This is a genomic window from Microbacterium sufflavum (assembly GCF_023101165.1).
GTDB classification, from domain to species: domain Bacteria; phylum Actinomycetota; class Actinomycetes; order Actinomycetales; family Microbacteriaceae; genus Microbacterium; species Microbacterium sufflavum.
Genome location: NZ_CP078076.1, coordinates 1,438,889 through 1,458,004, shown reverse-complemented (window position 1 = coordinate 1,458,004; position 19,116 = coordinate 1,438,889). Strand labels below are relative to the sequence as shown.

General features: G+C 70.5%; 15 protein-coding genes. 7 read left to right on the top strand and 8 right to left on the bottom strand.

Annotated elements, in window-relative coordinates; genetic code table 11:
* Positions 1 to 217 precede the first annotated feature (217 nt).
* From KV394_RS07195 to KV394_RS07180, 4 genes are all read left to right on the top strand, one after another.
* On the top strand, positions 218 to 1,114 hold the full coding sequence (locus KV394_RS07195; protein ID WP_247982685.1) for an SDR family oxidoreductase: 897 nt from the start codon (positions 218 to 220) through the stop codon (positions 1,112 to 1,114).
* Between the two features lie 146 nt (positions 1,115 to 1,260).
* Positions 1,261 to 2,925, top strand: coding sequence for a glycoside hydrolase family 13 protein (locus KV394_RS07190; RefSeq protein ID WP_136036125.1), 1,665 nt, complete (start codon positions 1,261 to 1,263; stop codon positions 2,923 to 2,925).
* 77 nt (positions 2,926 to 3,002) lie between these two features.
* Positions 3,003 to 4,010 carry a LacI family DNA-binding transcriptional regulator gene (locus tag KV394_RS07185; protein ID WP_136045602.1) on the top strand — a complete coding sequence of 336 codons (1,008 nt, stop codon included), beginning with the start codon at positions 3,003 to 3,005 and terminating at the stop codon, positions 4,008 to 4,010.
* Positions 4,011 to 4,135: 125 nt separating this feature from the next.
* Positions 4,136 to 6,457, top strand: coding sequence for an arylsulfatase (locus tag KV394_RS07180; RefSeq protein ID WP_247982684.1), 2,322 nt, complete (start codon positions 4,136 to 4,138; stop codon positions 6,455 to 6,457).
* 20 nt (positions 6,458 to 6,477) lie between these two features.
* Here KV394_RS07180 and KV394_RS07175 read toward each other — a convergent pair whose 3' ends face one another.
* Entirely contained in the window at positions 6,478 to 8,109 is a 1,632-nt protein-coding gene (locus KV394_RS07175; protein WP_247982683.1) for an FAD-dependent oxidoreductase, read from the bottom strand.
* A 250-nt stretch (positions 8,110 to 8,359) separates the two neighbouring features.
* On the opposite strand from KV394_RS07175, the gene KV394_RS07170 reads away from it, so the two are divergent.
* Positions 8,360 to 8,626, top strand: coding sequence for a metal-sensitive transcriptional regulator (locus tag KV394_RS07170; protein WP_136036129.1), 267 nt, complete (start codon positions 8,360 to 8,362; stop codon positions 8,624 to 8,626).
* A gap of 32 nt (positions 8,627 to 8,658) precedes the next feature.
* On the opposite strand, the gene KV394_RS07165 is transcribed toward KV394_RS07170, so the two are convergent.
* The 7 genes from KV394_RS07165 to KV394_RS07135 all read right to left on the bottom strand — a co-directional run bounded on the left by KV394_RS07165 (position 8,659) and on the right by KV394_RS07135 (position 17,099).
* Positions 8,659 to 9,189: a flavin reductase family protein gene (locus tag KV394_RS07165; protein WP_136032772.1), complete on the bottom strand. Its 531-nt coding sequence runs from the start codon at positions 9,187 to 9,189 to the stop codon at positions 8,659 to 8,661.
* A 96-nt stretch (positions 9,190 to 9,285) separates the two neighbouring features.
* The gene (locus tag KV394_RS07160) at positions 9,286 to 11,532 is read right to left on the bottom strand and encodes an exo-beta-d-1,3/1,6-glucosidase (protein WP_136045600.1); all 2,247 of its coding nucleotides are present in this window, start codon (positions 11,530 to 11,532) and stop codon (positions 9,286 to 9,288) included.
* Positions 11,532 to 12,617, bottom strand: a complete 1,086-nt coding sequence (locus tag KV394_RS07155; protein WP_205814343.1) for an ABC transporter permease — start codon at positions 12,615 to 12,617, stop codon at positions 11,532 to 11,534. The genes KV394_RS07160 and KV394_RS07155 overlap by 1 nt, the downstream gene beginning before the upstream one ends.
* Position 12,618: 1 nt before the next feature.
* On the bottom strand, positions 12,619 to 13,707 hold the full coding sequence (locus KV394_RS07150; protein WP_247982682.1) for an ABC transporter permease: 1,089 nt from the start codon (positions 13,705 to 13,707) through the stop codon (positions 12,619 to 12,621).
* Complete coding sequence (locus tag KV394_RS07145; protein WP_247982681.1) at positions 13,704 to 14,507, bottom strand: ABC transporter ATP-binding protein; 804 nt, start codon at positions 14,505 to 14,507, stop codon at positions 13,704 to 13,706. Before KV394_RS07145 ends, KV394_RS07150 begins: the two co-directional genes overlap by 4 nt.
* Positions 14,504 to 15,328 carry an ABC transporter ATP-binding protein gene (locus KV394_RS07140; RefSeq protein ID WP_136045599.1) on the bottom strand — a complete coding sequence of 275 codons (825 nt, stop codon included), beginning with the start codon at positions 15,326 to 15,328 and terminating at the stop codon, positions 14,504 to 14,506. The genes KV394_RS07145 and KV394_RS07140 overlap by 4 nt, the downstream gene beginning before the upstream one ends.
* 109 nt (positions 15,329 to 15,437) lie before the next feature.
* Positions 15,438 to 17,099 carry an ABC transporter substrate-binding protein gene (locus KV394_RS07135; protein WP_247638220.1) on the bottom strand — a complete coding sequence of 554 codons (1,662 nt, stop codon included), beginning with the start codon at positions 17,097 to 17,099 and terminating at the stop codon, positions 15,438 to 15,440.
* A gap of 125 nt (positions 17,100 to 17,224) precedes the next feature.
* Here KV394_RS07135 and KV394_RS07130 point away from each other — a divergent pair, with 125 nt between their 5' ends.
* Both KV394_RS07130 and KV394_RS07125 read left to right on the top strand, forming a co-directional pair.
* Positions 17,225 to 17,869 (top strand): TetR/AcrR family transcriptional regulator, encoded by a 645-nt coding sequence (locus tag KV394_RS07130; RefSeq protein WP_136045515.1) that lies wholly within the window; start codon positions 17,225 to 17,227, stop codon positions 17,867 to 17,869.
* 20 nt (positions 17,870 to 17,889) lie between these two features.
* Positions 17,890 to 19,107 carry an amidohydrolase gene (locus KV394_RS07125; protein ID WP_247982680.1) on the top strand — a complete coding sequence of 406 codons (1,218 nt, stop codon included), beginning with the start codon at positions 17,890 to 17,892 and terminating at the stop codon, positions 19,105 to 19,107.
* Positions 19,108 to 19,116 lie beyond the last annotated feature (9 nt).

Sequence of the window (19,116 nt, the reverse complement as noted above, 5' to 3'; positions counted from 1 at the left end):
CCCGGTCGGCGCGGGGGACGGGACGGAGCGGGGGGCACGGTACCGAATGTGCCAGATCGCGACACGCCGCTGAAGAGCCTTTCGTCCACATCTCCCGTGCGATATGGCGAGGGCCCGCGCGTGTAGCAAAGCCGACCCGGGCGTGCAAGGCGTTTGCGGCCTCTCGGCAACGATCCGACGATGGGAGCCAGTCCACGATCCCCCGGAAAGGACGACCATGTCCCGCGACCAGTACACCTTCACGAACCCCGCCGAGCTCTACGCCGACATCCAGCCGCAGAAGCAGCACATGCCGGAGCCGGGCCTCGACGCCGACCTGACCCCGAAGGCCGACCTCGGCGAGGACACCTACCGCGGCACGGGGCGTCTCACCGGACGCAAGGCCCTGATCACCGGGGGCGACTCCGGCATCGGCGCCGCCACCGCGATCGCGTTCGCCAGGGAGGGCGCCGACGTGGTGATCTCCTACCTGCCCGAGGAGGAGGAGGACGCGAGCCGCATCGCCGGACTCCTCCGCGATGCCGGAGCGACGGTCGCCACGATCCCCGGCGACCTGCGCGACCCGGAGTACTGCCGCACGCTCGTGGCCGAAGCCGTGGCCGCCCTGGGCGGGCTCGATATCCTCGTCAACAACGGCGGCAAGCAGGTGTACCGCGAGTCGCTGACCGACCTGACCGACGAGCAGTTCGACGACACGTTCAAGACCAACGTGTACGCCATGTTCTGGATCACGAAGGCCGCGCTCCCGCACCTGCCCGCCGGGTCGACCATCATCAACACCACGTCCATCCAGGCGTACTCGCCGTCGGACATCCTGGTCGACTACGCCTCCACGAAGTCCACGATCAACGCGTTCACGAAGGGTCTCGCCCAGCAGCTCGCGCCGAAGGGCATCCGCGTGAACGCGGTGGCGCCGGGCCCGATCTGGACGCCGCTGCAGCCCAGCGACGGACAGCCCCAGGAGAAGATCGAGAAGTTCGGCGAGGACACGCCCCTCGGCCGCATGGGGCAGCCGGCCGAGCTCGCGCCGGCATATGTGTTCCTCGCGTCGCCGGAGTCGAGCTACGTGATCGGCGAGACGCTGAACGTGAACGGCGGCATGCCCACGCCGTGACCGTGCCCCCATCGCCCGGCCGCTGTCGGCGACGGGAGCGTCCGGGCGATGGAAACAGCACGCCACCGACCGGGTACGCGGACTGCTCCGAACCGATTCGATCCGCGTGGTGGTGAGAGTGTAAGCGTTTGCAGTAGCCTGTTCGCATGGCACAGCTCGAACAGTTCGCAGCCCCCGGTACCGAGTGGTGGCGCAGCGCCGTCATCTACCAGATCTACCCCCGCTCCTTCGCGGACGCGTCGGGCGACGGCATCGGCGACCTGCCGGGGATCACGCGCCGGCTCGACTCCCTGCAGGAGCTCGGCGTCGATGCGATCTGGCTCAGCCCGTTCATGACGAGCCCGCAGCGCGACGCCGGCTACGACGTCGCCGACTACCGCGACGTCGACCCGCTGTTCGGCACCCTCTCCGACTTCGACGACATGCTCGCCGCCGCACACGACCGCGGCATCCGCGTGATCGTCGACCTGGTGCCCAACCACTCGTCCGACCAGCACCCGTGGTTCCAGGCGGCCCTCGCCGCGGGACCGGGCAGCCCGGAGCGCGCGCGCTACATCTTCCGCGACGGCAGGGGCGAGAACGGCGAGCTGCCGCCCAACAACTGGGAGTCGGTGTTCGGCGGCGGCATGTGGCAGCGCGTGACCGAGGCCGACGGCACGCCCGGCCAGTGGTACCTGCACATCTTCGACGCCACGCAGCCCGACTTCGACTGGAACAACGAGGAGGTGCAGGAGGAGTTCCGCTCCATCCTGCGCTTCTGGCTCGACCGTGGGGTCGACGGCTTCCGGGTCGACGTGGCCCACGGCATGATCAAGACCGAGGGGCTGCCCGACTACACGCCCCCCACCGACGCCGACTCCATGGGCGGTGGCGAGTCGAACGTGCCGTACTGGGGCCAGGACGGCGTGCACGAGATCTACCGCGACTGGCACCGCGTGCTGGCCGAGTACGACGGCGACCGCGCGCTGTGCGGCGAGGCCTGGATGCCGACGCTCAAGGAGACCGCGCTGTGGGTGCGGCCCGACGAGATGCACCAGACCTTCAACTTCCCGTACCTCATGACCGAGTGGGACGCGAAGGCCCTGGGCGATGTGATCCGCGAGTCGCTCGACGAGTTCGGCGCGGTCGGCGCGCCCAGCACCTGGGTGCTGTCGAACCACGATGTCGTGCGCCACGCCTCGCGCCTCGCCCTCACGTCCGAGAACCCGCAGGGCGAGGGCATCGGGCCGAACACGCCCGACAAGCCCGACACCGCGATCGGCCTGGCGCGCGCCCGCGCCGCCACGACCCTGATGCTGGCCCTCCCCGGCTCGGCGTACCTGTACCAGGGCGAGGAGCTCGGGCTGCCCGAGGCTATGGAGATCCCGGACGAGTTCCGGCAGGATCCCACGTGGTTCCGCACCAACGGCGAGCGCTACGGCCGCGACGGCTGCCGCGTGCCGCTGCCCTGGGAGGCCGAGGCCCCCGCGTTCGGCTTCAACGACACCGGGCTGTCGTGGCTCCCGCAGCCCGCGGACTGGGCGGCCCATGCGCGCGACGTGGAGGAGGTCGACCCCGCGTCGACCCTCGCCCTGTACAAGCGCCTGCTCGCCGGGCGCCGCGAACACGGCTTCGGCACCGGCTCCCTCGTGTGGGAGGACGCGGGGCCCGACGCGGTCGCGTTCCGCCGCGGCGAGGTGCACGTGCTCGCCAACCTCGGCACCGCCGCGCTCCCCCTGCCGGACGGCGCCCTGATCGTGCTGCGCAGCCAGCCCTTCGACGGCCCCGACCTGCCGGTCGACACCGCCGTCTGGTACACCACCGCGGCCTGACCCGCCCGTTCCCGTCGCGGTCGCAGACGCTGCCCGCAGCGCGCGACCGCGACGGAACAGGAACCCCAGGAGGACCCATGGCGAGCATCGACGAGGTCGCCCGGCTCGCCGGCGTCTCCACCGCGACCGTCTCCCGTGCGCTGAGCGGACGAGGGCAGGTCTCGGAGTCGGCGCGCGAGCGCGTGCGCGCGGCCGCGCAGTCGCTCGGCTACGTGGTGTCGTCGCGGGCCTCGAGCCTCGCCTCGGGTCGCACGCGCAACATCGGCGTGGTGGTGCCGTTCCTCGACCGGTGGTTCTTCAGCACGGTGCTGTCGGGGGTGTCCGCCGCGCTCATGCGCGCCGGCTACGACATCACGCTCTACAACATCACCGCCGACGAGGACGTGCGCCGCGACGTGTTCGACACGTTCCTGCGGCGGCAGCGCGTGGACGCGGTGATCGCCGTGTCGATCGAGCTCGACGAGGACGAGACGCAGCAGCTGCTCGACCTCGGACTGCCGGTGATCGCGATCGGCGGCCCGAACCCGAAGCTCGACACGCTCACGGTCGACGACGTCGCGGTCGCGCAGCTCGCCACGGAGCACCTCATCGGACTCGGCCACACCCAGATCGCGCACATCGGCGCGAACCCCGAGTTCGACCTCGACTTCCACATCCCCACCAACCGCCGACTCGGGTTCGAGCGGGCCCTCGCGACGGCCGGGATCCCGCTGCAGCCGGCGTTCCTCGAGCCCGCCGACTTCACGGTCGAGGGCGGCTACCGGGCCGCGAAGCAGCTGCTGGGCCGCCCGGGCCCGCGCCCGACCGCGGTGTTCGCCGCCTCGGACGAGATGGCGATCGGGGCGCTCCTCGCCGCCCGCGACCTCGGATTCCGGGTGCCGGAGGACCTGTCGATCGTGGGCATCGACGGCCACGAGCTCGGCGAGTTCTTCCGTCTCACCACGGTCGACCAGTTCCCCCTCGGGCAGGGCGAGCGCGCGGCGGATGCCGTCCTGGCGAAGCTCACCGATCCCGAGGCCGTACGGCCCCCGGCCGCGCTGCCGTACGAGCTCAACGTGCGCGGCACGACCGCCCGCCTGGTCTGACCCGCTGCGGCCGAGACGGCCCCCGCGGGAATCACCCTGGTGATCCTGCGAGAGCCACCTGTCCCCCCCTTTGCGCCCTCGATACCGTGCCGAGCAGACACGTGTTTCGACCGGAGGGAGACATCATGGCTCGGGAGTTCCAGGGGAAGATCGCGCTCGACGTGCGGGATTCGACACCGGATTGGGGGGCGTACGAGCCGACCAAGGCTCCGGAGGGTGCACCCAACGTCCTGGTCATCCTGTTCGACGACACGGGTCTCGCGGCGTGGGAGCCGTACGGCGGGCGCATCCACATGCCCACCCTCCAGCGCCTCGCCGACAACGGCCTCACCTACTCGCAGTGGCACACGACCGCCCTGTGCTCACCCACCCGGTCGACGTTCCTCACCGGACGCACGCACCACCAGAACGGCTACGCCACGATCTCCGAGTCCGCCACCGGGTTCCCCGGCTACAACGGGCACATCCCGAAGTCGAACGCACCGCTGGCACGCATCCTCCGCGACAACGGCTGGTCGACGTACTGGGTCGGCAAGAACCACAACGTGCCGATCAACGCGATCTCCAGCGGCTCCGATCGCAGCGAATGGCCCCTCGGGCACGGCTTCGACCGGTTCTACGGCTTCATCGGCGGTGAGACCAACCAGTGGTACCCCGATCTGGCCGTCGACAACCACTACATCGACCAGCCCTACCAGCCCGAGGACGGGTATCACCTGTCCAAGGATCTCGCGGACCAGGCGATCCGGATGCTGCGCGACGCGAAACAGTCCACCCCGGACAAGCCCTGGTACCTGTGGTTCTGCCCCGGCGCGAACCACGCCCCGCACCACGCCCCGCAGGAGTACATCGACAAGTACAGGGGCATGTTCGACGACGGCTACGAGGCGTACCGCGAGTGGGTGCTGCCGCGCATGATCGAGCGCGGCATCCTGCCGGAGGGCACGCAGCTGACCGACATGAACCCGATGACGCCCGGCACGTTCGCCGAGGTCGACAGCGTGCGCCCGTGGGCGGAGCTCACCGACGAGGAGAAGGCGCTGTTCTCGCGGACCGCGGAGGTGTACGCGGGGTTCAGCGAGTACACCGACGCGCAGGTCGGCCGCATCATCGAGCACCTGGAGAAGTCGGGACAGCTCGACAACACGCTCATCATCTACGCGGCGGACAACGGCGCCTCGGGCGAGGGCAGCCCGAACGGCTCGATCAACGAGAACCTGTTCTTCAACGGGTACCCCGAAGACGTCGCGCGCAACCTGACGATGATCGACAAGCTCGGCGGGCCCGACGCCTACAACCACTACCCGACGGGCTGGGCGATGGCGTTCTCCACGCCGTTCCGCATGTTCAAGCGCTACTCCTACGCGGGCGGCTCGGCGGACCCGCTGATCATCCACTGGCCCGCGGGGATCACGGCGCGCGGCGAGGTGCGCAGCCAGTACCACCACTGCACCGACATCGTGCCGACGATCCTGGAGGCGTGCGGCGTCGAGGCGCCGACCGTCGTGGACGGCGTGGAGCAGACGCCGATGCCCGGCGTGCCGATGAACTACTCCTTCGACGCCGCCGACGCCCCCACCACCAAGCAGACGCAGTACTACGAGATGCTCGGCACCCGCGGCATCTGGAGCAAGGGGTGGAAGGCCGTCGCCGAGCACGGCCCCGTCCCGATCGGCCTGGGGCACTTCGACGAGGACCGCTGGCAGCTGTTCCACGTCGACGAGGACCGGGCGGAGGCCGTCGACCTCGCCGACCGGTACCCCGAGAAGCTGGCGGAGCTCACGGCGCTCTGGCTCGAAGAGGCGAAGAAGTACGACGTGCTGCCCCTGAACGACCTGGGCGTCGCCGACTTCATCAAATACGAGTACCACCTGCCGGTGCCCGCCGACGGCCGCTTCACCTACTACCCGGAGACGACCGAGGTGCAGGAGCAGCTCGCCGCGCGCACGCAGCAGGTGTCGTTCAAGATCCTCGCCGAGGTGGACTTCACCGCGGCAACCGAGGGCGTGATCGTCGCCCAGGGCTCCCGATTCGGCGGTTACAGCCTGTACGTGCAGGACGGCACGCTGTCGTTCGTGTACAACTTCCTCGGCATCCCGCCCGAGCAGCGGGTCAGCACCCCCGCGCCGACCGAGGGCCGGCACATCGTCGGCGTCGGCTTCGAGAAGGAGGGCACCGGCGACCACGGCGAAGCGCTCGGCACGCTCACGCTCTACGTCGACGACGAGGCCGTCGAGTCGATCCCGATCCGCACCCAGCTCGGCCGCTACGCCCTCACGGGCGAGGGACTGAGCGTCGGCTACGACTCGGGCGACACCGTGACCACCGCCTACCCCAACCGCTTCGCCTTCACGGGCGGTGAGATCCACCAGGTGGTCTACGACGTGGCCGACGACCACTACGTCGACGTGGAACGGGAGTTCGCCGCGAAGCTCGCCAGCGACTGAGGCCCCGCGACTCCGGCGCGCTACCGCACCGTGCCGTCACGCCAGGTGCGGTAGCCGCCGTCGAGGTTGCGCACGTCGCGTCCGTGCTGCCGCAGCAGCCGCGTCGCGATGTGACCGCGGAGCCCCACCTGGCAGTGGACGACCAGTGGCCCCGCCGGCAGCTCGTCGAGGCGGTCGCGCAACTCGTCCAGCGGGACGTTGAGCGCGCCGGGGATCGCGCCGGCCACGTGCTCCGCGGGGGAGCGCACATCGATGAGCACGGCCCCGGCGCGCACGGCGTCGTCGAGCCCGTGCCACTGCACGGTGGGGGTGGTGCCGGTGCGCGTGTTCTCGGCCACGTAGCCGAGCATGTTGACCGGGTCCTTCGCCGAGCCGAACTGCGGCGCATAGGCGAGCTCGAGCCGGGCGAGACCCGCGGCCGTGACGCCCGCCTGCATCGCGGTGGCGATCACGTCGATGCGTTTGTCGACCCCGTCGCGACCCACCACCTGCGCGCCGAGGATGCGGTCGCTCGCCGGGTCGGCCAGCAGCTTCATCGACAGCGTCTCCGCACCGGGGTAGTAGCCCGCGTGCGAGCCCGGGTGCACGTGCACGGCGTAGAACTCACGACCGGCGGCGTGGAGCTGCCGTTCGCTCCAGCCGGTCTTGGCGAGCGCGAGCCCGAACACGCCGACGATGCCGGCGCCGACGGCCGGTGACGCAGCCTCGACCCGGCCCGCGATGAGGTCGGCCACCATCCGGCCGTGCCGATTCGCGAGTCCCGCCATCGTGATGAGTGCGGGGCCGCCGCCCACCAGGTCGCTCTTCTCGACACCGTCGCCCACCGCGAACACGTCGGGGGCGCTGGTGCGGCAGGCGTCGTCCACCGCGATCCCGCCCGTCTCGCCGATCCGGATGCCCGCGTCCCGCGCGAGCCCGACCTCGGGCACCACTCCCGACGCGTCCACCACGAACTCGGCGGCCACGACGGTCCCGTCGCTCAGGGTCACGGCACCCGGCGCGGACGCGGTGATCTCGACGCCGAGCCGTACGTCCACCCCGCGCACCCGCAGCTCCTCGGCGAGCGGTGCGACCATCTCGGGGTCGAGCGGGGAGAGCAGCTGGGGCCCGCGCTGCACGAGCGTGACCGCGGCGCCACGGGCGACGAGGTTCTCGACTGCCTCCAGCCCCGTGTAACCGCCGCCGACCACGACCACGGGCAGCCCGGGCCGTGCCGCGGCGTGGATCGCGTCGGCATCGTCGACCGTGCGCAGGCTGCGCACGGGCGGTCCCGCGTCGGGCTCGTCGCGGCGCGGGCGGGCTCCGGTGGCGAGCACGAGGCGATCGTACGGCTGGAGCATCCGCTGCCCGTCGGGCCCTTCGACCTCGACGACGCGGCGGTCGGTGTCGATGTGCACGACCTCGTGGCGCACGCGCACGTCGAGCCGGAAGCGGCGGTGCAGCGACTCGGGGGTCTGCAGCAGCAGCGCCTCGCGGTCCTGGATCACCCCGCCCACGTAGTACGGGAGGCCGCAGTTGGCGTATGACACCTCCGGCCCGCGCTCGAAGACGACGATGTGCGCGGACTCGTCCAGTCGGCGCAGTCGGGTGGCGGCGGACATCCCGCCCGCGACGCCGCCGACGATCACGACCGTGAGGGGCGCGGCGCTCATCGGCCGAACAACCGCGACAGGAAGCCGCCGGTGGGCTGCTCATCGGCGTGTCCGCCGCACCAGTCCGACCTCGGTACGGTCTGGCGGACGGCGTCGACGTGCTGACCACATCCCGCCCAGGTGGTCTTTCCGCAGGTTCGGCAACGGACGGCTCGGCACATGGGTGACTCCTCTCGATACCCCGATGGGTATCCATCACTATACCCCTGGGGGTATAGTGGAGTTCTCAGCCGACGATCAGGGAGCCGCCATGTCTACCACCGATGCCGAGACGCAACGCAAGATCGCCAACCGCCTCAAGCGCGCACAGGGTCAGCTCGGCGCCGTGATCGCGGCCGTCGAGGCCGGCAGCGACTGCCGAGCGGTCGTCACGCAGCTCTCCGCCGTCACCTCCGCGCTCGACAAGGCGGGCTTCCAGATCATCGCCACCGCGATGAGGGACTGCCTCGACGGCCCGGAAGAGGAGGACGGCGTCTCCCTGCCTGAGCTCGAGAAGCTGTTCCTCTCGCTCGCCTGACGGCGGGCCGGACCGCCGCCGGGCGGTCGGGGTCAGACGGCGGGGACGTGCGGCAGGGCGTGGAACCGGCGGTCCACGTACACCAGCGGGCGGGCGGGTCGCCCCGGCAGCACCTCCAGGACCTCCGCGATCACGACCGTCGAGGAGCCGACGGGCACGGTGTGCAGCGGGCGGCAGCGCAGCGCGACCCTCGCCTCCGGGAGGTGCGGCTCGCCGGTCGGCAGCGTCGTCCAGCCCTGCTGCGACGTGAACCGCTCGGCACCGCTCACGGCGAAGCTCTGCGCGAGGTCGGAGTGCTCGTCGTCGATCAGGTGCACCACGAAGCTCGGCGCGGACAGGATCGCCCCGGCGCTCCCGGTCGCCCGCGTGACGGAGAACATGATCGCGGCGGGATCGACCGCCACGGACGACACGCTGGAGGCGGTGAGGCCCACCGGACCGTCGGGGCCCTGAGCCGTGATGATCGCGACACCGGCGGGGTGCGCGCGGAACGCGGCCTTGAGTCCCTCGCCGACGGCGGACGGGACGGGGGCGGCGGGGTGGGGGCGGGGGTCGATGGTCATGCGGGGAACTTCCGGGTCACCCATTAACCGTAAGACCTCAAACGCGCTTGAGCTCAAATCGAGCGATTCCGTCCGGCCGCCCTCGGCGCGTCCGCCTCAGCCGATGCGGAACCCCGCCGCCAGCAGCACCTCCTCGCGCGAGCTCGGGCCGACCAGCAGCGTGAACGCGCCGGGCTCCACCCGGCGCAGCCCCGCGGCGTCGACGATCGTGCACTCGGCGGCCGGCACCTCCACCCGCACCCGCACCGACTCCCCCGGCGCCACGTCGACCTGGCGGTACGCCTTGAGCTCCCGGTCGGTCCAGCTCACGCTCGTGACCTCGTCGCGCACATACACCTGCACGGTCTCGCGCGCGGGCCGGGCTCCCGTGTTCGTCACGGTCACGTGACCGACGACCGTGTCGTCCGGGGTGAGAGCCTCCGCCTCCAGCTCCAGGTCGGAGTACTCGACCGTGGTGTACGAGCGCCCCTCGCCGAACGCCCAGGCGGGCGACTGCGTGAGGTCGGCGTACCGGTCGCCGTGCTGTCCGCGGATCTGGTTGTAGTAGGTCGGCTGCTGTCCCACGTGGCGTGCGAACGAGATCGGCAGCCGGCCGGACGGCTCGACCAGGCCCGCCATGACCTCGGCCAGCGCGCGACCACCCTGCATCCCGGGGTTGGCCGCCCAGATCACGGCCGCCGCGCGCTGCGCCGACGCCGGGAGCACGAGCGGCTTCGACGCGAGCAGCACGATCACGACCGGCGTGCCGGTGTCGATCAGCGCGTCCAGCAGCGCGTTCTGGCCGCCGATGAGCTCGAGCGTGGCCGTCGAGCGGCCCTCACCCACGAGCTCGATCCGGTCGCCGACCACCGCGACCACGACGTCGGCGGCCTCGGCGTCGGCCACGGCCTCCGCGATCATGGCCGCGTCGGGCGCGCACGGCCGCACCACCGGCGGCCGCGGCTGCTTGTCGGGGAAGTGCGTGCCCCGCGGGTCGTCCTCGAGGGTGAGGATGTCGGCGCCGCGCGTGTGCGTCACCCGCCAGCCGTCCACCGCGCGCAGCCCGTCGAGCACGGTCGTGATCATGTCGCGCGGCTGCCCGTCGAGCCACCCCGCCTGACCCGAACCTCCCGCCCAGTCGCCCAGCTGCGTCTGTGCGTCGTCGGCCAGGGGTCCCGTCACGGCGATGCGCAGCGGGGCGGCGGGGTCGAGCGGCAGCACGCCGTCGTTCTCCAGCAGCACGAGGGAGCGTCGCGCCGTCTCCAGGTTCAGCTCGGCGTGCGCGGCGCTGCCCACCACGGACGACAGGTCTGCGCGTGGCAGTCGCGGATCCTCGAACAGCCCGAGCTCGAACTTGAGCGTGAGGATGCGGGCGACCGCGTCGTCGAACGCGTCGTCGGGCAGCAGCCCCTGAGCCACCGCGTCGAGCGCGCCCTCGAAGAACCCGGGCGTGGTCATGACCATGTCGTTGCCCGCGCGCACCGCGGCCGCGGCCGCCTGGGTCAGGTCGGGCTGGATGCGCTGCTCCCACACCATGCGCCCGACGTTGTCCCAGTCGGTGATGAGGGTGCCGGTGTACCCCCACTCGTCGCGCAGCACGTCGCTGAGCAGCCAGTCGTTCAGGGTGATCGGCACGCCGTCGGTGGTCTGGTAGCCGAGCATGAACGTGCGGCAGCCCTCGCGGGCCACGCGCTCGAACGGCGGCAGGAACCAGGAGCGCAGCTTGCGGCGCGAGATGTCGGCCTCGCTCGCATCCCGTCCGCCCTGCGTCTCGGAGTACCCCGCGAAGTGCTTGGCGGTTGCGAGGATCGCGGTCGGGTCGTCGAGCCCGTCGCCCTGGTAGCCGCGCACCATGGCGCTCGCGAGCTCGCCGATCAGGAACGGGTCCTCGCCGAACGTCTCGTTGATCCGGCCCCACCGCAGGTCGCGCGCGATGCACAGCACCGGCGAGAAGGTCCAGTGGATGCCGGTGACCGCGACCTCCTCCGCGGTCGCCCGCGCGACACGCTCCAGCAGCCCGGCGTCCCACGTCGCTGCCATGCCCAGCTGGGTGGGGTAGATCGTCGCACCCGGCCAGAACGAGTGGCCGTGGATGCAGTCCTCGCCCACGAGCAGGGGGATGCGCAGGCGGGTCTGCGCCGTGAGCTCGTTCGCCCGCACGATGCGCTCGGGAGACGTGTGCAGGATCGAGCCGACGTGACGCCGCAGCACGTGGTCGTCGAGGTCGTCACGGGCGTCGAGCTGCAGCATCTGCCCGACCTTCTCCTCCACGCTCATGCGGGAGAGGAGGTCGGCGACCCGCTCGGGGATCGGCAGGGAGGGGTTCTGGTACGGAAGGGTGGTCGTCGGGAGCAGAGAGGTCATCACTTCGTGTTCTGTGTCGTCGTATCGGTGGTGTCGGTCGTCGGCAGGGGGACGGAGCGCACGGCCGTGACCGGGGCGTTCACGTCGAGCCCCTTCTTCTTCATGGCCCGTGCGCGCTCTCCGGCGGAACGCAGCCGCGGGTTCACATACTCGTCGATCCCGAAGTTGATCAGCGACAGGGCCACGCCGATGATGGCGATGCAGAGCCCCGCGGGCACGTACCACCACCACAACCGGGGGAAGGCGCCGTTCTGCTGCGCCCAGAACAGGATCGTGCCCCAGTTGAGGTTGCTCACCGGGATCACCCCGATGAACGCGAGCGTCGTAAGGCCGAGGATCGCGGCGGTCACGGTGCCGACGAAGCTCGACGCGATGAGCGCCATCAGGTTCGGCAGCATCTCGACCGTGATGATGCGGCGCAGCGGCTCGCCGTTGGCGCGGGCAGCCTGGATGAAGTCGCGGTTGCGCAGCGACATGGTCTGCGCCCGGAGCACGCGCGCACCCCACGCCCACCCGGTGAGCCCGAGCACGGCGGCGATCACGATCAGCGGCGGGTTGTCGAACTGCGACGCGATGATGATGATCAGCGGGATGCCGGGGATCACGAGGAAGACGTTCGTCAGCGCCGACAGCGACTCGCTCTTCCAGCCGCGCACGTACCCGGCGATCACGCCGACCGTGATGGCGATGATGGTGGCGATGAACGCGGCGAGGAAGCCGACGACGATCACCCCGCGCGTGCCGTAGATGATCTGGCTCAGCACGTCCTCCCCCATGTGCGTCGTCCCGAGCCAGTGCTCCCACGACGGCGGCTGGCGGAGCGCGGTGCGGTCCTTCTGGGTGGGTCCGTATGGGGCGATCCACGGGGCCAGGATCGCGACGAGCACGAAGATCCCGAGGATGATCAGCCCGGCCAGAGACTTGGGGTTGCGGAACATCGCGAACGCCTGGCCGAGCTGCGACCGGAACGTCGCGCGGTGCGGGTCGCCCGACGGGGCGGTGCGCAGGGTCGCGGTCTCCGGCATGCCCGAGGCGACCGGGGAGCCGTCGGGGGCGGTGCCTGCGGCGGTGGTGGGAACGGTCATGTCAGGCCTCCGTCTGGCGGGTGCGCGGGTCGAGGTAGGCGTAGACCACGTCGGCGAGGATGTTGGCCACGAGCACCGACAGCGTGATCACCAGGAACACGCCCTGCATGAGCGCGAAGTCCTTGGCGTTGGTGGCGTCGAGCAGCAGCTTGCCGACACCGGGATAGCTGAACACCATCTCCATGACGATGGTGCCGCCCACGATGAAGCCGATCGACAGCGCGAAGCTCTGGATCTGCGGGAGCACGGCGTTGCGGGCGGCGTAGGCCCACAGCACGCGCCGGTTCGGCATGCCCTTCGCCTGCGCGACCGTGATGTAGTCGTCGTCGAGCACGGTCAGCATCATGTTGCGCATGCCGAGCACCCAGCCGCCCAGCGAGGCCACCACAATGGTGAGCGCGGGCAGGGTGCCGTGCATGATCACCTGCCCGATGAAGTCGAGGCTCCACTCCGGCGACTGCCCCTTGTCGTAGGCGTGCGACGACGGGAACCACTTGAGCGTCGACGAGAAGACGGCGATCGCGATGAGCCCGAGCCAGAAATACGGGATCGTGTTGAAGAAGGTGGTCACCGGGATGATCGCGTCGAGCCTGCTGCCGCGCTTCCATCCCACGATGGCCCCGGCGACCGTGCCGATCGCGAACGAGATGATCGTCGCGATGCCGACCAGCCCGAGCGTCCACGGGAGGGCGGAGGCGAGCACCTCGGCGACCGGACGCAGACCGTGCAGCGTGGAGATGCCCAGGTCGCCGCGCAACAGCATGCCCCAGTACTCGATGTACTGCTGCCACACCGATTTGTCGGAGTCGATGCCGAGCAGGATGCGCAGGGCGTCGGCGGCCTCCGGGCTCACGTTGGGGTTGCGCGCGAGGTACGAGCTCACCGCGTCGCCCTTCATGAGCCGGGGCAGGAAGAAGTTGATCGTGATCGCCGCCCACAGGGTGAAGAGGTAGAAGCCCGCGCGCCCGGCGAAGAAGCGCCACGGCACGCGACGCCGGCCACGGTCGACCGCCGTCGCGGTGGTGCCGACCTCGAGGGCGTCGCGCGCGACGAGGTCGTTGTCGTCCAGCTGGGGGAAGGCGGTACTCACCGCACACCTCCGTTCGTGGTGGCGGCGAAGTGCTTCTCCGGGTCGGGAGAGGCGGCGCGCAGCTCGCGGGTGTAGGGGTTCTGCGGGTTCAGGATGACGTCGTCGGCGGTGCCGTACTCGACCACGCGGCCCTGGTTGAGCACCATGATCTCGTCGCTGAAGTGGCGGGCGGTGGCCAGGTCGTGCGTGATGTAGAGCACGCCGAGTCCCTCGTCACGCTGCAGCTCGGCGAGCAGGCTCAGCACGCCGAGACGGATCGACACGTCGAGCATCGACACGGGCTCGTCCGCCACGAGCAGCGACGGGCGGGAGGCGAGGGCGCGGGCGATGGCCACACGCTGCCGCTGGCCGCCCGACAGTTCGTGCGGGCGGCGGTCGATCACGGCGTCGGCGTCGAGCCGCACGCGCGCGAGCAGGCGCCGCACCTCGGCATCGGTGTCCTTCTTCGGCACGACGTCGTCGAGGCGGATGGGCCGCTCCAGGTGGTAGCGGATGGAGTGGGAGGGGTTGAGCGAGGCGAACGGATCCTGGAACACCATGCGCAGCTGCTGGCGGTAGCTCCGCAGCCCCCTGCCGCGCCACGGGATCGGGGTGCCGTCGAGCAGCACCTCCCCGCTGGTGGGGGTCTCGAGCTGGGTGAGGATCTTCGCAATCGTGGACTTGCCGCTGCCGGACTGCCCGACGAGTCCGATCGTGCGGCCGGACTCGAGGGTGAAGCTCACGTCGTCGAGGGCCTTGATCTGGCCGGCGCCGCGCACGGTATAGCTCTTGGTGACGTGTCGGAACTCGAGCGTGGTCATCGCACCAGCACCCCTCTCTCGCCGGTCAGCCGGGGGAACGACGACAGCAGCCGCCGCGTGTACTCGTGCTGCGGCGCGTTCCAGATGCGCTCGGCCGTGTCGAGCTCGACGATCTCGCCCTCGCGCATGATCGCGATGCGGTCGCTGATCTCGAGCAGCAGCGGCAGGTCGTGGGTGATGAAGACGACCGAGAACCCGAACTCGCGCCGCAGCTGCGAGATCTGCTTCAGGATCTCGCGCTGCACCAGCACGTCGAGCGCCGTGGTGGGCTCGTCCATCACCATCAGCTGCGGACGCAGGGCGAGCGCCATCGCGATCATCACGCGCTGGCGCATGCCGCCCGACAGCTCGTGCGGGAAGGACCGGTGGCGCTGGCGGCCGACCTTCACGATCTCGAGCAGCTCCTCCGCCTCGGCCCTGCGCTGGCGGCGGTTCATGTCGGGACGGTGGATCTCGAACACGTCCTCCAGTTGCGAGCCGACCGTGGCGACCGGGTTGAGGGCGTTCATCGCGCCCTGGAACACCATCGACACCTTGTCCCAGCGGAATCGCTGCATCGCGTCCACGTCGAGCGCGTTGATGTCGATGTCCGCTCCGGAGGCATCGTGGAAGGTCACACTGCCCCCGGTGATGACGGCGGGAGCACGCAGCAGCCGCTGCACGCCGTAGGCGAGCGTGGTCTTGCCGCAGCCGCTCTCCCCGGCGAGCCCGAGGATCTCGCCGCGCTGGAGTTCGAGGGTCACGTCCTTCACCGCCGAGACGGGCGTATCGACGTCGTACACGACCGAGAAGTCGCGCACGGTGAGCAGGGGGTCTGGCATGGGGTGTCCTTCGTGGGAGGCGTCCGTCGTCTCGTCGCTCTGCTTCTCGCTCAGGAACCGGTCGCCGAGGGCGAACCGGTCCCTGAGCGGTCGGAGCGAGACGACGGGTCTACTCGGCGGGCTTCAGCTTCGTGAGGATCTGCACGATGTTCGGCTGCGTGGGGTCGGCCGACGCGTACGTGTCGGTCTCCGACGGCCAGCCGACGTAGTTGCGCGTGTTGAACTCGCCCAGCAGCGGGTGGGCGCCCAGCGGGATGGCCGGCACCTGCTCCGAGAAGATCGTCTGCAGCGTGTCGATCGCGGCGGTGCGCTCCTCGTCGGACGAAGCGTTCGCGTACGTGTTCAGCGCCGTCGTCGCGGCGGGGTCGTCGAAGCGGCCGAAGTTGAAGCCGGCCTTGCCCTCGGGGGAGATCCACCGCGGGTCCATGGTCGAGGTGTACAGGCCGTAGGCGGTGCCGCTGTCCTCCAGCCAGTGGATGATCGCGGAGAAGGTGCCGTTGTCGCGGGGGTCGGCCCAGCCGCCCCAGTCGGGCATGTCGATCTTGACCTCGGCGCCGATGCCGTCCTTCACGTCTTCGGCGATGAGCTCCTGTGCGGTGTTCCAGTCGCTCCAGCCGGACGGGACGGAGAGCGTGAACGACACGGGCGTGCCGTCCGGGTCGATCAGGGCGTCGTCCTTCCAGGTGTACCCGGCGGTCTCGAGCAGGTCGCGCGCCTTGTCGGCGTCGACCTTGTAGTCCACGCCCTGGAACTCGGGCTGGATCTCGTCCTCGAGGATCGACGACAGGCCGGTGACCGACCAGACGGGCTCACTGGCGCCTTCGCGGGCGATGTCGACGTAGGCGTCGCGGTCGATCACCCAGGCGAGCGCCTGCCGGAAGGCCGGGTCGTCGAACGGCTTCTGCTGCAGGTTCATGAACAGCGTGGCGGAGCCGGTGGTCGGGGAGGCGAGGAACTGGTTGTGCTCGGGGTCGGCCGAGAGGAACTGCTCCTCGATCTGCGGGATGAACGCCTGGGCCCAGTCGGCGTCGCCATTGGCGAGAGCCGTGGTGAGGGCGGTGTTGTCGCCGTAGGAGACGTAGTGCAGCTCGGGCACGGCGAGGTCGCCGGCCCAGTAGTCGTCGCGGGCGTCAAGCGTGACCGACTCGGTCGACCAGTTCGCCATCGCGTAGGGGCCGGTGCCGACGAGGTCGTCGCCCTTGACGGGGTCGGTGGCCGGGTCGTCGAACTTCTCCCAGATGTGCTTCGGCACGATCGGCACGTGGAGCACGCGCGCCTGGTTGACGTACTTGGAGTCGCCGAAGCTCAGCACGACCGTGTCGCCGTCGACCTCGGCTCCCTCGTACTTGAGGCCGGCGGTGTCGAGCGCGGGGATCGAGGCGGTCTCGAAGGAGAAGACGATGTCGTCGGCGGTGAACGGCTCGCCGTCGCTCCAGGTGACGCCCTCGCGGGGGACGACCGTGAGCTGCGTGTAGTCGTCGTTCCACTCGAGGCTCTCGGCGAGCCACGGCGTGGTACCGCGGTCTCCCGTCTGGTTCACCAGGGCCAGGGTCTCGAACACGACCTTGGCGTAGCCGTACTTCGACGCGGCGGAGTCGCCGACGAACGGGTTGTTCGACTCGGTGGTGATGGCGCCGTCCGGCTTGGCGATGGTGAGGGCGGCGCCGCCGGCTGCGGTGTCGTCCGACCCTCCGGACGAGCATCCGGCGAGGGCCGAGACCCCGAGTGCGGTGATCGCGGTGGCGGCGATCAGAGACGTTCTGAGCTTCATTGCTTCTCCTTGGGCACGGTCGTTGTGCGGCGGCGGTTTGCTTACTGTCGAGAAAGTAAGCTGAGGTGAGGTTACCGAGGAGTAAGTTGGTTGGCAAGCGGGGCCGGTTGAGGAGAGGACGACGCATGTCGGAGAGCGATCACGCCGTGCGGGTGCGCCCGGCGACGCGGGAGAAGCGCGAGCAGATCCTCAAGGCGGCCATCGAGATCTTCGGCAACAAGGGCTCGACCAACGGCACCCTCGCCGACGTCGCCGAGCAGGTCGGCATCACGCACGCCGGGGTGCTGCACCACTTCGGCTCGAAGCAGAAGCTGCTGCTCGAGGTGCTGGCCTACCGCGACCAGGACGACGTCGCCGGGCTCGCCCAGAAGCACATCCCCGACGGTCCCGAGCTGTTCCTGCACCTCGTGCGCACGGCCCTCACGAACGAGAAGCGCCCAGGCATCGTGCAGGCGTACACCGTGCTCTCGGCGGAATCGGTGACCGACGACCACCCCTCCCGCCCCTACTTCGAGGACCGCTACACGACCCTCCGCCGCGAGGTCGCCGCCGCCTTCGGCGAGCTCTGCGCGCAGGAGGGCGTGACCGAGCCCGACACGATCGCGGCGGCGTCGGCCGCGATCCTCGCCGTGATGGACGGCCTGCAGCTGCAGTGGCTGCTGCACCCGGACGCGGTCGACCTGGCCGACGCCAGCGCCTTCGCGATCCGCGCGATCGTGAACGGCGTGCTCCACCCCGGGCCGGAACTCGAGTCCTACGCCCGGCCCTGACCGCGGGCTAGGCTCGGCCCATGGCCATCGATCTCGAAGCGCTCTACATCGACCTCCACCAGCACCCCGAGCTCTCGTTCCAGGAGACGCGCACCGCGGGCATCGCCACCCAGCACCTGCGTGACCTCGGGCTCGACGTGGAGGAGGGCGTCGGCGTGACCGGCGTCGTCGGCGTGCTGCGCAACGGCGACGGCCCCGTGGTGTGGGTGCGCGCCGACATGGACGCCCTGCCCGTGGAGGAGCAGACCGGCCGCGCGTACGCGAGCACCGCCAAGGGCGTCGACCCGTCCGGCACCACCGTGCCCGTCATGCACGCGTGCGGCCACGACATGCACGTGACCGCGATGATCGGCGCGGTCGAGAAGCTCGTGGCGGAGCGCGAGGACTGGTCGGGCACGCTCGTGGTGCTCATCCAGCCCGCGGAGGAATACGGTGCCGGCGCCAGGGCCATGCTCGACGACGGCCTGCTCGCCCGGTACCCGAAGCCCGACGTGGTGCTCGGCCAGCACGTGACCCCGCTCCCCGCGGGCGTGATCGGGGTGCGCAGCGGCACGCAGATGGCCGCGTCGGACGGCCTCACCGTCACCCTCCACGGCCGCGGCGGCCACGGCTCCCGGCCGCACGCCACGATCGACCCCGTCGTGATGGCGGCCGCCACGGTGATGCGCTTGCAGACCATCGTGTCGCGCGAGATCGACCCGCAGGGGGTGGCCGTGGTCACGGTCGGATCGATCCACGCCGGCCTCAAGAACAACATCATCCCGGCCGAGGCGAAGCTCGAGCTCAGCCTCCGCTACCCGAACGACGAGGTGCGCGAGAAGGTGCTCGCGAGCGTGGAGCGCATCGTGCGCGCCGAGGCCACCGCATCCGGCGCCGAGCGGGAGCCCGAGATCCGCACCGACCACACCCTGCCCGCCACGATCAACGACGAGGAGGCGACCGAGCGCGTCACGACGGCACTCCAGCGTGCGCTCGGCGAGACCGCCGTGATCGACCCCGGCATGTTCACCGGCAGCGAGGACGTCTCCTGGTTCGCGCGGGACGCGGGCGTGCCGCTCGTGTTCTGGTTCTGGGGTGGCGTGGATCCCGCACGGTTCGCCGAGGCCCTCGCCGCCGGCCGCCTGGAGCAGGACATCCCCACCAACCACTCGCCGTTCTTCGCCCCCGAGATCCACCCCACGATCGAGGTCGGCGTCACGGCCATGTCGGCCGCCGCGCGCGAGTTCCTCGGCGCGTAGCGGGGCGAC